The organism is Micromonospora sp. A202 (assembly GCF_006715105.1).
GTDB lineage: Bacteria > Actinomycetota > Actinomycetes > Mycobacteriales > Micromonosporaceae > Micromonospora > Micromonospora zamorensis.
The window spans coordinates 2,938,824-2,951,360 of record NZ_VFMP01000001.1 but is presented as its reverse complement, the minus strand read 5'-3'; the positions used below and the strand labels follow the sequence as shown (position 1 = coordinate 2,951,360).

At 71.8% G+C, this 12,537-nt stretch carries 15 protein-coding genes; 8 read left to right on the top strand and 7 right to left on the bottom strand.

Annotated elements, in window-relative coordinates:
- The first annotated feature begins 120 nt into the window (after positions 1–120).
- Positions 121–498, top strand: coding sequence for a carboxymuconolactone decarboxylase family protein (locus FBZ33_RS13700; protein WP_088948100.1), 378 nt, complete (start codon positions 121–123; stop codon positions 496–498).
- Between the two features lie 14 nt (positions 499–512).
- Here FBZ33_RS13700 and FBZ33_RS13695 read toward each other — a convergent pair whose 3' ends face one another.
- Together FBZ33_RS13695 and FBZ33_RS13690 are read right to left on the bottom strand one after the other, a co-directional pair.
- Complete coding sequence (locus FBZ33_RS13695; protein ID WP_141912645.1) at positions 513–1,169, bottom strand: HAD family phosphatase; 657 nt, start codon at positions 1,167–1,169, stop codon at positions 513–515.
- 120 nt (positions 1,170–1,289) lie between these two features.
- A complete protein-coding gene (locus FBZ33_RS13690; protein ID WP_141909332.1) occupies positions 1,290–2,033 on the bottom strand; it encodes a neutral zinc metallopeptidase in 744 nt (247 codons plus the stop codon).
- Between the two features lie 507 nt (positions 2,034–2,540).
- Between FBZ33_RS13690 and FBZ33_RS13685 the strand changes: the two genes are divergently transcribed.
- Both FBZ33_RS13685 and FBZ33_RS13680 read left to right on the top strand, forming a co-directional pair.
- Entirely contained in the window at positions 2,541–2,933 is a 393-nt protein-coding gene (locus tag FBZ33_RS13685; RefSeq protein WP_231927465.1) for a YciI family protein, read from the top strand.
- Between the two features lie 3 nt (positions 2,934–2,936).
- Complete coding sequence (locus tag FBZ33_RS13680) at positions 2,937–4,184, top strand: RNA polymerase sigma factor (protein WP_141909331.1); 1,248 nt, start codon at positions 2,937–2,939, stop codon at positions 4,182–4,184.
- Between the two features lie 3 nt (positions 4,185–4,187).
- Here FBZ33_RS13680 and FBZ33_RS13675 read toward each other — a convergent pair whose 3' ends face one another.
- The gene (locus FBZ33_RS13675; protein WP_099853335.1) at positions 4,188–5,288 is read right to left on the bottom strand and encodes a calcium:proton antiporter; all 1,101 of its coding nucleotides are present in this window, start codon (positions 5,286–5,288) and stop codon (positions 4,188–4,190) included.
- 112 nt (positions 5,289–5,400) lie between these two features.
- On the opposite strand from FBZ33_RS13675, the gene FBZ33_RS13670 reads away from it, so the two are divergent.
- Both FBZ33_RS13670 and FBZ33_RS13665 read left to right on the top strand, forming a co-directional pair.
- Complete coding sequence (locus FBZ33_RS13670) at positions 5,401–5,763, top strand: metalloregulator ArsR/SmtB family transcription factor (RefSeq protein WP_172862031.1); 363 nt, start codon at positions 5,401–5,403, stop codon at positions 5,761–5,763.
- Positions 5,760–6,275, top strand: a complete 516-nt coding sequence (locus FBZ33_RS13665) for an SRPBCC family protein (RefSeq protein ID WP_141909330.1) — start codon at positions 5,760–5,762, stop codon at positions 6,273–6,275. Before FBZ33_RS13670 ends, FBZ33_RS13665 begins: the two co-directional genes overlap by 4 nt.
- On the opposite strand, the gene mug is transcribed toward FBZ33_RS13665, so the two are convergent.
- Complete coding sequence (mug, locus tag FBZ33_RS13660; protein ID WP_141912643.1) at positions 6,272–6,841, bottom strand: G/U mismatch-specific DNA glycosylase; 570 nt, start codon at positions 6,839–6,841, stop codon at positions 6,272–6,274. The genes FBZ33_RS13665 and mug overlap by 4 nt on opposite strands.
- Before the next feature lie 76 nt (positions 6,842–6,917).
- Here mug and FBZ33_RS13655 point away from each other — a divergent pair, with 76 nt between their 5' ends.
- Both FBZ33_RS13655 and FBZ33_RS13650 read left to right on the top strand, forming a co-directional pair.
- Positions 6,918–7,661 (top strand): cyclopropane-fatty-acyl-phospholipid synthase family protein, encoded by a 744-nt coding sequence (locus FBZ33_RS13655; protein ID WP_141909329.1) that lies wholly within the window; start codon positions 6,918–6,920, stop codon positions 7,659–7,661.
- Positions 7,662–7,698: 37 nt separating this feature from the next.
- Positions 7,699–8,508 (top strand): CPBP family intramembrane glutamic endopeptidase, encoded by an 810-nt coding sequence (locus FBZ33_RS13650; RefSeq protein ID WP_185755296.1) that lies wholly within the window; start codon positions 7,699–7,701, stop codon positions 8,506–8,508.
- A 13-nt stretch (positions 8,509–8,521) separates the two neighbouring features.
- On the opposite strand, the gene FBZ33_RS13645 is transcribed toward FBZ33_RS13650, so the two are convergent.
- The 3 genes from FBZ33_RS13645 to FBZ33_RS13635 all read right to left on the bottom strand — a co-directional run bounded on the left by FBZ33_RS13645 (position 8,522) and on the right by FBZ33_RS13635 (position 11,603).
- Positions 8,522–9,385 carry a phosphatase PAP2 family protein gene (locus FBZ33_RS13645; RefSeq protein ID WP_255508845.1) on the bottom strand — a complete coding sequence of 288 codons (864 nt, stop codon included), beginning with the start codon at positions 9,383–9,385 and terminating at the stop codon, positions 8,522–8,524.
- 104 nt (positions 9,386–9,489) lie between these two features.
- On the bottom strand, positions 9,490–11,133 hold the full coding sequence (locus FBZ33_RS13640; protein WP_141909327.1) for an MDR family MFS transporter: 1,644 nt from the start codon (positions 11,131–11,133) through the stop codon (positions 9,490–9,492).
- Positions 11,130–11,603 (bottom strand): MarR family winged helix-turn-helix transcriptional regulator, encoded by a 474-nt coding sequence (locus tag FBZ33_RS13635; RefSeq protein ID WP_221629465.1) that lies wholly within the window; start codon positions 11,601–11,603, stop codon positions 11,130–11,132. The genes FBZ33_RS13640 and FBZ33_RS13635 overlap by 4 nt, the downstream gene beginning before the upstream one ends.
- Before the next feature lie 109 nt (positions 11,604–11,712).
- Here FBZ33_RS13635 and FBZ33_RS13630 point away from each other — a divergent pair, with 109 nt between their 5' ends.
- Positions 11,713–12,333: a TetR/AcrR family transcriptional regulator gene (locus tag FBZ33_RS13630; RefSeq protein WP_141909326.1), complete on the top strand. Its 621-nt coding sequence runs from the start codon at positions 11,713–11,715 to the stop codon at positions 12,331–12,333.
- The last annotated feature ends 204 nt before the right edge of the window (positions 12,334–12,537 follow it).

The window sequence follows — 12,537 nt, the reverse complement described above, 5'->3', positions numbered from 1 at the left end:
GCATCGGCCGTTGCGGGCTGACCGATTCGACAGCGGCCGCCAGCAATCGACTGCCAGGCTGGTGGTGCCGGCAGGGCACCGGCCCGCCAGCGACCACGGCGGTGAGCGGGGGCCGGTGACATGACCGATCAGGACGCGTACCAGCGGGCACTCGACAACGCCGAGCGGCTCCTCGGTCAGCCACTGGTGCTGCCGCTCGGCGAGGGCGAACCGCCGGTCGGGCACGACTTCCGTCGTCTCGCCACCGTGCAGACCTTCGGCGAGGCATGGCCCCGGGAGGGCCTGGACCTGCGCAGCCGCTGCCTCGTCTCGGTGGCGGTCGCCGCCACCCTCGGCACCCACGAGCCGCTGCGGGGCCAGCTGCGCATCGCGTTGAGCTCGGGCGTGACCAAGGAAGAGATCGTCGAGGTGTTCATCCACCTGGCCGCGTACGCGGGGGCCGCGAGAGCGTTCGACAGTTACCAGGTGGTCGGGGCGGTCTTCGCCGAACGCCCGTGACCCGGGTCGACCCGTCAGTCGGTCGCCGCGGCCCGGTCGGTCAGCAACGCCGCGAGAAACTCCAGGTCCACGCCGGTCAGGCTCTCCGTCTGGCGTACGCCGACAGTGCTCGCGAGCGCCACCTCCGCCGGTACGGCCAGCACCGCCGCGCCGGACGCGAGCGCGCTGGCCACCCCGGTCGCCGAGTCCTCGATCGCCACACAACGCTCGATCGGCACTCCCAGCAGCCGCGCCGCGGTCAGGTAGGGCTCCGGGTGCGGCTTGGCCGCGACCACCTCGTCACCGGCGACCACCGTGTCGAAGTTGTCCCGACCCAGGGTGTCCAGGGCGATCTCGACCAGCGCCCGAGGGCTGGAGGTGACCAGCGCGGTGGGGATTTCCGCCGCGCGGACCGCGCGCAGCAGCTCGAACGCGCCGGGCCGCCAGGGCAGGCCGGTGCGGAACAGCTCCAGGATCCGCGCGTTGATCCACGCCCCGCTGATCTCCGGATCCCGTTCGGGCTGCCCCAGGTCGTCGTGCAGGATGCGCATCGACTCGGCCATGGCGGTGCCGACGATCAAGCGGCGGGCGTCCTCGGACAGCTCCCCGCCGTACTCCTGGGCGAGTTCCTGCAGCGCGACGTCCCACAGCTTCTCGCTGTCGACCAGCGTGCCGTCCATGTCGAAGAGCACGGCGGCGGGGTGATGGCTGCTCAGCGGATCCTCCAGGGTCGTGGCCGACATCGGCGATCCTGCCAGGCCCGGCCACCGCGGGTGGCCGCGACGGGTGCCGACGTGATCCGGGCAACCCGCTCATCCCAGGTCGCAGGCCTCCAGTGAGCGCTCGTAGCCGCGGAAGAACGAGTCGGTGCGCTGCTCGGCGGTGCCGTGCGAGCCCTCCGCGAACCACGGTTGGTCGGGGTCGTCGCCGACCGCCGCCACCCCCTCGCGGAACTCGTCCAGGTCGCCTTCGGCCAGGGTCAGCGCGCCGGCACGCACCGAGTCACCGAGGTACGCCCCGGCCATGCAGTCGGCCTGCAGCTCCTGCTGGATGGTGAAGCTGTAGTTGATGCCGAGGCGCACCTGGATGCCGTGCGCGTACTCGTGGCCGAGCAGGTAGAACACGAACGCGTCACCGACCTGGCGGAACGCCGCCACCGACCAGGCGACGTCGTACGCGATGAAGTCGCCCTGCGAGCAGTAGACGGCGTTGTTGCGGGGCAACGGCTGACCGCCGCAGGACACCTCACCCGCCCGCTGGTAGGGGGTGATCCGCCGGATGGGTTGGAACCGCTGCCCGGACTCCTTGAACTGGGCCGCCCAGTAGCGCTCGGCGATCTCCTGCGCGTCGGCGACGTCCTGCTCGAACTCGGCGACGCTGGTGGTGCTGTCGGCCCGGGTGGTGCTCGGCCCCGGGGAGGCCTGCGACCGGCCCGGGGCGGGACGCTCGCCCTCCGGCTCGGCCAGCCCGCCGCCCGCGCAGGCGAGTGACACCAGCGCGGCGATCAGCAGGGCGGCCACCGGGCCCCGGGCATCGCGCCTCGACCATGTGCCCACTGTGCCTCCCCAGACATCGGTGCTCGCGGTGGTAGTACCCCGACGATGCGACCGAAACGCCCCGTCACCGGATTCACGCGTGGCGCGGCCGGACGGTTCACGGGGGCGGGCTCGACCGGCGGCGGCGGGCTTTACGGGCGGCGGCTCCAACGGGCGGCACTGCCCGGGCGGGTCCTACGGGCAGTGCCGGTCAACCGCCCGACTCGCGACCGCGCTGCCAGGTGCCACCCTGGTCGCCGTGCCGCTCGGCCTCGTACCGCTGCTGCCGCACCCGGGCGTCCCGCCCAGGTAACCCCACCCACCACCCTCCCACTGCCCTCCCAGCCCTCGGTGATCATGAAGTTAGCGTCACTCGGCTCGGCGTGTCGTGACGATAACCTCATGATCAACAGATCTGGTGGGGTTGGCGGTGGGGTGGGTGTCCGGGGTTGGGGGTTGGGTTCGACGTTTCTGGTGAGGCGGTGCCGCGGCGGCACCAGCCAACAGGAGGGAGCACCCGTGAAGTACATGATTCTGCTCTACGGATCGCAGCAGGACTACGACGTGTTGTCGGGGCGGGCTTCCGACCGGCCCGCGATGTCGGCCGAGCAGATCGCGGCGATGCACCAGCACATGGAGACGTTCCACCAGGCGCTGGCCGAGTCCGGGGAGCTGGTCGACGCCCAGGGCTTGAGCGAGCCGGTGCACGCGCGCCGGGTGCAGGTCCGCGAGGGCGCACCCGTGGTCACCGACGGGCCGTACCCGGAGACGCAGGAGGTCCTGGCGGGTTACACGATCGTGGAGTGCGCCAGCTTCGACCGGGCCACCGAGATCGCCGCCGGTCTGGTCGACCCCAACGCCCCCGGCGGGTACGTGGACGTGCGGCCGGTGCTGGAGGGCATCGAGGACCTGGCCGGCTGACCGGTGCCGCAGACACCTGTCGAGGACCTGCTGCGCGAGCTGGCGCCGCAGGTCCTCGGCGCGCTGGTACGTCGCTACGGGCATTTCGACACCGCCGAGGACGCGGTGCAGGAGGCGCTGATCGCGGCGGCGGGCGGTTGGCCGCGCGACGGCGTACCGGACAACCCGCGCGGCTGGTTGATCACCGTCGCGTCCCGCCGGCTGACCGACCTGCTGCGCCGGGAGCAGGCCCGCAGGCGGCGGGAGGACACGGTGGCGCGGTGGGTGCTGCCGGAGCAGTGGCGCGCTCCGGCGGCCGACCAGCCGACGGCCGACGCGGACGACACGCTCATCCTGCTCTTCCTGTGCTGCCACCCGGCGCTGTCGCCGGCGTCGCAGATCGCGCTCACGCTGCGCGCCGTGGGCGGGCTGAGCACCGCCGAGGTGGCGCGTGCGTTCCTGGTGCCGGAGGCGACGATGACCCGGCGGATCAGCCGGGGAAAGCAACGGATCCGCGACAGTGGACTGCGGTTCGCGCCGCCGACCGGCCCGGAGCGCGCGGACCGGCTCGCCGCCGTGCTGCACGTGCTCTACCTGATCTTCACCGAGGGGTACGCGCGCACGGCAGGCCCCGGGTTGCTGCGCGCCGACCTGACCGCCGAGGCGATCCGGCTGACCCGCCTGGTGCACCGGCTGCTGCCCGACGATCCCGAGGTCACCGGGCTGCTCGCGTTGATGCTGCTCACCGACGCCCGCGCGCCGGCCCGGCTCGGGCCGCACGGCGACCTGGTGCCGATGGCCGAGCAGGACCGGGGCCGGTGGCGGGCCGACCAGATCACCGAGGGGGTCGAGCTGATCACCGGGGCGCTGCCGCGCGGGGTCGTCGGGCCGTACCAGCTCCAGGCGGCCATCGCGGCGGTGCACGACGAGGCGCCCAGTGCGGCGGCGACCGACTGGCCGCAGATCACCGCCCTGTACGAGGTGCTGCTCGACATGTCCGACAACCCGGTGGTGGCGCTCAACCACGCGGTGGCGGTGGCGATGAGCCGCGGTCCGTCGGCCGGCCTGGCGCTGCTCGCCGACCTGGCCGACGACCCACGGCTGGCCGACGACCCACGGCTGCCGGCCGCCCGCGCCCACCTGTGGGAGCTGGTCGGTGAGCGGGTCGCGGCGCGGGAGGCGTACCGGATGGCGGCGTCCCGGTCGACGAACCTGGCGCAGCAGCGCTACCTGAACGCCCGCGCGGACCGCCTCGCGGGCGGCAGCGTGTGACGGTCAGGGGCTCGCGGCAAGGAAGACGAAGGCGGCCATCAACACCAGGTGTACGCCACCCTGCAGCACGTTGGCCCGACCCGGCACGACGGTCAGCACCGCGGTCACGGCGGTCAGCGCGAGCAGCGTGAGCTGGGTGCCGCCGAGGCCGAGCAGCAGCGGGCCGTCCAACCAGATCGAGGCGATCGCGATGGCCGGGATGGTCAGGCCGATGCTGGCCATCGCGGAGCCGAGCGCGAGGTTCAGGCTGGTCTGGACGCGGTCGCGGCGGGCGGCGCGGGCGGCGGCCAGGGTCTCCGGCAGCAGCACCAGCAGGGCGATGATCACGCCGACAAACGCGTGCGGCAGGTTCGCCGCCGCGACCCCGGCCTCGATGGTCGGGGAGACCGTCTTGGCGTCGCCGACCACCGCGACCAGCGCCACCAACAGCAGGCCCAGGCTCACCAGCGCGGCGCGGGTCGTGGGCGGCTTGGCGTGCTCCTCCGTCTCGATGACCTTGCCCCGGCTGTCGACCGGCAGGAAGTAGTCGCGGTGCCGGCCGGTCTGCACGAGCACGAACAGCCCGTACAGGGCCAGCGACGCGACGGCGGCGAAGACGAGTTGGGCCGGGCTGAACTCCGGGCCGGGGCGGGCCGTGGTGAAGCTGGGGATGACCAGGCTCAGAGTGGCCAGGGTGATCACGGTGGCCAGCGCACCCCCGGTGCCCTCCGGGTTGAACACGGCCACTCGGCGGCGCAGCGCCCCGAGCAGCAGGGACAGGCCGAGTATCCCGTTACAGGTGATCATGACCGCCGCGAAGACGGTGTCGCGGGCGAGCGACTGGGTCTTCTCCGGCCCGCTGATCATGAGCGTGACGATCAGAGCCACCTCGATCACGGTGACCGCGACGGCGAGCACCAAGGACCCGTACGGCTCCCCCACCCGGTGGGCGACCACCTCCGCGTGGTGCACCGCCGCGAGCACCGCGCCGCCCAGCAGCACCGCGACGAGCACGATGACGGGCCCGGGCAGGCTCCGCCCCCAGGTGACCATCAATATCAGGACGGCGAGCACGGGTACGACAAACGTCCAGTCGGTCAAGCGGGAGCGAAGGAGGGCGGCCATGCCTTACAGAGTGCCAGGTCAAGTGATCATGTGCCCACCATCGACGCCGCGAAATGCGGCCGTCCGTGGCCTTCACCACGTTAATCTGTAACCGATAGGTTACGCTTCCCAGGTGAACGAGGTGGCCACCGCGATCGCGGATCCGGTACGACGGCACATCCTGACCCTGCTGCGCGACGAACCGTTGTCCGCGGGTGACATCGCCCAGCGATTCGTGATCAGCCGACCCGCGATCAGCCGCCACCTGCGGCTGCTGCGCGAGAGCGGTCTGGTGCACGACGAGATGGTCGGCCGACAGAGGATCTACCGATTCGATCCGCGCCCGCTCGCCCCGCTGGTCGACTGGCTCGCCGCACTCGCGGCCCCCGACCGGTGGGAGCGGCACCTCGACGCGTTGGAGACCGAGGTCTATCGCACCCGCCGAGAGCGCCGCAGCCGCGGCCCGGCGGAGCACCGAAGGGAGCACACGGCATGACCCGTACACCCGCCGGACGCCTTTTTCGCACCGCCACCGGCCACGATCTCGTCCTGACCCGGACGTTCCGCGCCCCGGCGACGGACGTCTGGGCCAGCCTGACCGAGTCGGAGCGCACGGCCCGCTGGTTCGGCCCCTGGAAGGGCGACGCCGCGCCCGGACGGACCATCCAGGTCCAGATGGCGTACGAGGAGCAGCAGCCCTGGTGTGACGTGCGCATCGACGCGTGCGAACCAGAGCGACGCCTCGCCGTGTCGATGATCGACAGCTACGGGACCTGGCTGCTGGAGATGGTGCTGACCGAGACCGACGGCACCACCGAGCTGCGGTTCGTCCAGCACCTCACCAGCGTGGAGGGCATCGCCGAGGTCGGCGCCGGCTGGGAGTACTACCTGGACATGCTGGTCGCCTCCCGGGACGGCTCACCCCTCCCCCAGTTCGACGACTACCACCCCAGGATGCAGCCCTACTACCAGGCGCTGGTCGCCGAGGCGTCCACCCCGCACGCCTAACCGTCGATCTCCTGGCGCAGCTTGCCGAACTCGGCGGTCAACGCCGGCAGCGGAAAGTGCGCGTTCAGACCACTGGGGTTGGGCAGCACCCAGAGCCGGGCCGGGCCCAGCCGGTCCGGCTGCGGACCCAGCCCGGCCCGGGGTCGGACGAAGGCGATCCGGTACGCGGTCACCCCGAGGATGGCCACCCACCGCGGCCGATACCGCTGCGCCTTCACCGCCAACCCCGTCACGCCGGCCACCAGCTCCGCCGGGGTCAGTTCGTCGGCACGGGCGGTGGCCCGGTTGCTCAGGCTGGTGATGCCCAGGCCCTGGCGCAGCAGCTCGTCGTGTTCCCACGGGTGCAGCTCCCGGTCGGTGAAGCCGCCGCCGTGCAGGGCCGGCCAGAACCGGCTGCCCTTGCGGGCGAAGGGCAACCCCACGGCGGCGGAATAGAGGCCCGGGTTGAAGCCACAGAACAACACCCGCAGGCCGGGGCCGATCACGTCCGCGAGGCCCCGGCCGGCCGCCGCCGCCACCTCCTGCGGGGTCGGCCGCCGAAACGGCCCCGCCTGCTGCGCGCCCATCTGACCGATCCTGCCGTACGCGCCGGAGTGTCGGACCCGGCGCACGCCGACGATCACGCCTTGACACCCTCAACGCATGCAGTCAACCGACCACCTCGCCGCCAGCCGCTACGCCCGGATGCGCTGGAACACTCCGCTGTCGCAGGAGCACGCGGCGTTGCTGCTGCAACGACTCGACGTCCGCCCCGGCGCGCGCGTGCTCGACCTCGGCTGCGGCTGGGGTGAGCTGCTGCTGCGGGCGGTCGCCGCCGGAGGCGTGTCCGGCCCGGTCGCGACGAGGGGCGTCGGCGTCGACACCGACGACGCTGCCCTCGCTCGGGGGCGGCGGCTGGCCGCGGGGCGGTCCCTGAACCGGCACGTCGCCTTCGTGATGGGCGAAGCGGCGGCCTGGCAGGAGCCCGCCGACCGGGTCCTCTGCATCGGCTCGGCGCACGCCTTCGGCGGCACCGACGCCGCCTTCGACGCCCTCGCCAGGGTGGTCCGGCCCGGCGGAAGGCTGCTGTTCGGTGAGGCGTACTGGGAGCGTCCCCCCACGCCGGCTGTCGAGCAGACCTTCGGAGCGGAGGTCACGGATCTGCCGGGGCTCGTCGAGGCCGCCCGTGAGCGGGGATGGCGGGTGCTGCACCTGAGCACCGCCGACCAACGGGAGTGGGACGACTTCGAATCCACCTGGCTGGCGGGCCGCCAGGAGTGGCTGCTCAGCTACCCGGAGGACCCCCGGGCGGCCGATGTCCGCGCGGAACTCGACGACCGCCTGCGCGAGTACGTCGACGGCTACCGCGGCGTTCTCGGCCTCGCCTACCTCGTCCTCGGGCGCTGACCGGTCGCCCTTGCCACCGCTGGCTACGCTGCGCGTGGTGAGCGCCGGACCTCGTCTCGCCCTGCCCTGGCGGGTCCTCGTCGTGTCCGTCGGCGCTGTGCTGGTGTGGCTGCTTGTCGGGGCTCTTCTCGATGGCGACTACGACCGCCCGACCCATGTGGCCAGGGCCATCCTCACGACGGTGCTCGTCGTACCCCTGGTGGTGGCCGCCCGTCGCCTGCTCGACCGTCGCCCCTGGACCGGTCTCGGGCTGCCCTCCCTGCGCACCGGTTGGCGACGACTGCTGCTCGGCATGGCCTGCTGGCTCATCCCCGCCGCCGTGGGGTTCGCGCTCTGCCTCGGCTTCGGTTGGGTCGAGATCCGCCTGCGCACCTCCGCGGCGCACGCCCTGTGCGTGGCGGCGCTGCTGGTCGTCCTCGTCTTCCTGTACGAGGCGCTGCCGGAAGAACTCGTCTTCCGCGGCTACCTCCAGCGCAACCTCGCCACCCGGTTGCCGGCCTGGCAGGCCGTCCTCGGGCAGTCCGTGTTGTTCACCCTGTTCGGGTTCCTGGTCGGCGCCGCCACCTCCCTCGACAGACTGCTGCTGTTCTTCGTCTTCGCTCTGCTCCTGGGTGGCTTCCGGGTCGCCACCGGCGACATCTGGGCGGGCATCGGCTTCCACGTGGCCTTCCAGACAGTCGCCCAACTGTTCGGCGACGTGGGCGCCGTCTTCGACGTGACCGGATCGGACGTCCTGGGACTGGTCGCCATGGGTGCCATACCGTTCACGTTCGGCTGGGCAGCCGTGCAACGGCTGCACCGCGACCGCCTGAGCTGGCAGGCACGTGAACCGGAGCCGGTCGGCTGACGCACACCAACGGTCATGGCGTTCGCACGACGTCACCAGCGTCGGCTCGCCCGGCTGGGTGAGCGGGCGGCGCCTGCGGAGCCGGTACGCGCTGGCGGGGCCATCCGCCCGGGCGCCGCGTCGGCGGGTGGGTGGGCTGGTCGCCGGTGCGGGGCCTGGGCAGCACCAGGCAGACCATGGCGAGCAGCACGGCCGCGACGATGCCGTCGAGCCAGTAGTGGTTGCCAGTGGTCACCACCACCAGCAGGGTGGCGAGCGGGTGCGCCAGCCACAGCCACCGCAGGCGTCCGCCGGTCACCGCGATGAGCGCGACGGCCACGGCGAGAGCCCAGCCGACGTGCAGGGAGGGCATGGCGGCGTACTGGTTGCTCAACGCGTCCGTGTCGGGTGGGCCGTAGACGGCGGGCCCGTAACGGCTGCCCGTGTCCACCATGCCGGTCAGGGCGGTCAGTCGCGGCGGTGCCAGCGGGACCAGGAAGTGCAGCGCCAGTGCGGCTGCGGTGAGCCCGGCGAGCATGCGACGCGTCCAGAGATAACGCACGGGGTGTCGTACGTACAGCCAGATCAGACAGAGGACCGTGGCGGGGAAGTGCACGTACGCGTAGTAGCCGTTGGCCAGGTGCACCAACAGCTCGTGGGAGAGCAGCGGACGTTGGAAGGCGGCCTCGTCGGGCAGGTGGAACAGGCGCTCGACCCGCCAGATCCATTCCCCGTTTCCCACAGCGGTCGACACCCGGTCGGCTCCCGCCACCCGAGCCGCCTTGTAGATGAGAAACAGTGCGGCGACGAGCCCCAGCTCACGTAGAGCCCGGCGCAGTGCGGCGGCTCGCCGGGTGGGTGCCGCCGGCCGCGCCGCTGGCAGCTCCGCGGTATCCACAGACCCCTCGATTCGGTGACGTTCGCTGGTAGCGGCCCTGGCTGGACAGACCGGGGCCGCCGCCGTCTTCGGACGGCGGCGGCCCCGGGTCGGACGGCCCGACGTCAGCGTCGGGGGGTCGATCCGTCGTCCGTGGTGTCGACGCGCACCTGGTCGAAGGCGGGAGCGCCGTCGATCGCGTCGGCACCGACGGCCGTCGACGTGGCGGCGTCCGGCAGGTCGAGGCTGGTCCGCAAAGTGATCGGCTTGAGCAGGAGCGCGGCGACGATGCCGACGACCCCGATGGCGGCGGAGATGAGGAAGATGTGTCCGGTGGCGTCACCGTACGCGGCCCGGACAATGTCCTGGACCTGCTCGGGCAGGGCGGTGATGTTGAGGTTGCTGCTGCCACCCGCGCTGCCGGAGGTGGGGATCCCGGCGGCGGCGAGGTCGTGGGTGATCTGGTCGCTGACCCGGCGGGCGAGGACGGCACCGAGAACGGAGACGCCGATGGTGCCGCCGAGCGACCGGAAGAACGCGACGCTGGAACTGGCCGCGCCGATGTCCTTGAGCGAGACCGTGTTCTGAACGGCGAGAACGAGGTTCTGCATGGTCATACCGACGCCGACACCGACGATGAACATGGCGGCGCCGACCAGGACGAGCGAGGTCTTGTGGTCGATGGTGCCGAGCAGGGCGAACCCGGCGACGAGGAGGATCGAGCCGGCGACGATGTACGGCTTGATCTTTCCGCTCTTGGTGATCAGCCGACCGGCGACGATCGAGGAGCCGAGGACACCGGCCATCATCGGGATGGTGAGCAGGCCTGCCTCGGTCGGGCTGTAGCCGCGGCCGATCTGGAAGTACTGGCCGAGGAAGACAGCGCCGCCGAACATGGCCATGCCGACCGCGAGGCTGCCGAGGATGGCCAGCGCGGTGGTGTGCTGACGCACGATGCCGAGCGGGACGACCGGCTCGGCAGCGCGCGACTCGACCCAGACCGCCAGTGCCAGCAGGACGAGCGTGCCGCCCACCATGGCCGCGGTCTGCCAGGAGGCCCAGGCGAACGAGCTGTCGACGAAGGAGATCCAGATCAGCAGCAGACTGACGCCAGCGGCGATGAGACTGGCACCCAGGTAGTCGATCTTGACGTTCTCCCGGCGTGCGGTCGGCAGGTGCAGGGTGGCCTGGAGCAGGATCAGCGCGATGGCGGCCACCGGCACGCCGACGAAGAAGCACCAGCGCCAGCCGAGCCAGGACGTGTCGACGATGAGGCCGCCGAGCAGCGGGCCGCCGACCGTCGCGACCGCCATGACGCCACCGAGGTAGCCGTTGTAGCGGCCCCGCTCGCGTGGCGGGATCATGGCCGCGATCGCCACCTGGACGAGCGCCTGCAGGCCGCCGACCCCGATGCCCTGGAACGCGCGGGCGGCGATGAGCTGGCCGGCGCTCTGCGAGAAGCCCGCGATGACCGAGCCCACCAGGAAGACCACGATGGCGATCTGGATGAGGAGCTTCTTGTTGAACAGGTCGGCCAGTTTGCCCCAGATCGGGGTCGTAGCCGTCGCGGTGAGCAGGGTCGCGGTGACCACCCAGGTGTACTGGGTCTGCGAGCCGTTCAGCGATCCGATGATCTTCGGTAGCGCGGTCGAGACGACCGTGCTGCTCAACATCGCGACGAAGAGCACCAGCAGCAGGCCACTGAGCGCTTCCAGTGTCCGCCGATGGGTCATCGGCTCAGCGCCGGCCGTGATGGTGGGTGCGCTCATCGCGCGGCCTCCAGGTTGTCGTTGTCGTTGTTTCCGAGGGCGACCTCGATGTCGCCGGTGAACCGGCCGAGGGCGGCACTGAGCGCCGCCACCTCGTCGGGAGTCCAGTCGGCGAGAGCTCGTTCGAGCACCTCGCCGTACCAGCGGTGGCTGTCGGCCAGGGCCTCACGGCCGGCCGGGGTGACCGCCAGGAAGGTCGCCCGCCTGTCGGTCGGGTCCGGCCGCCGCTCGACCAGGCCGTGCGCGACGAGCGCCGCGACCGAGCGGCTGACGGTCGACGCGTCCAGCCGAGTGCGGTCGGCCAGGTCCCGGGCGTGGCAGTCGCTGGAGAGCTGATCGATCTGCACGAGCATGCCGAGCATGCCCGCCGGAATCGCCGGGCGTTCGTCAGCCCGGCGCTGCTTCAGCAGTCGAACGCTTCTGACCAGGTCGTACAGGCGAAGGCCGAGTTCACTAGCGCCGCTTTCCACGTCTGCTCCCACACGAGAGTTGGTTGCCTCAAGCAAGCATTCACCGATCTTGCCCACTAGGCAAGTTTGCTCATTGAGAAGTCGCTCACCCGCACGTACCCTCGGTGCGATGGACGAGACGACCGGTCTGCGGGAGCGCAAGAAGGCGGCCACCCGTCTCGCCCTGCACGAGGCGGCCCTCCGTCTCGCCGCCGACGAGGGCATCGACGCGGTGACGGTCGAGGCCATCGCCGACGCCGCCAACGTCTCGCGGCGGACCTTCTCCAACTACTTCTCGAACAAGGAGCAGGCCCTCTTCCACGGCGACACCATGCGCCTGCACCGGCTGTTGCAGCTGATCCGCGAACAGCCCCTTGACGAGGCGCCGTGGACCGTCCTGAGCCGGGCAGCCGAGCGCCTCACCGAGGAGGTCTTCGGCGGTTCCGAGCCCTCCTGGCTGACCCAACGCCGGAAGCTGCGCGGGCACCCCGGTCTGGCCCCACACCAGGTGGCGGCGTACGCCGCGATCGAGCGCGAGCTGGCCGCGGAACTCGCCCACCGGCTCACCGACGACGACGTGGCACTGCGCTCCCGCCTCCTGGCCGCGACCTTCCTGGCCATCCTCCGGGTCGCCGTCCAGCACTGGATCGAGCACCCGGGCGACCCGATGGCGGAAACCGTCCGGACCGCACTCGCCGCAGCTGCTCCCGCGGCGTCGCACCGGGGCCACCGGACCAGCACCGGCACCTGACCCCGCTCTCCGATCCCCGCAGAGTCCCCAGGACTCCCCTGCCTCCGGTTCGCCCACGGGCTCAGCTCCCGCCGACGGCCCGGGAATGTCGGAAAGCCTCGCCTCCGGGGGGCGATCCGTCGGTATTCCGGGATTCGACGCGATCGGCGGGCGACGCACCTCAACGGCACGGATGCTGACACGTCGGCCGGACACCCGGTCCGC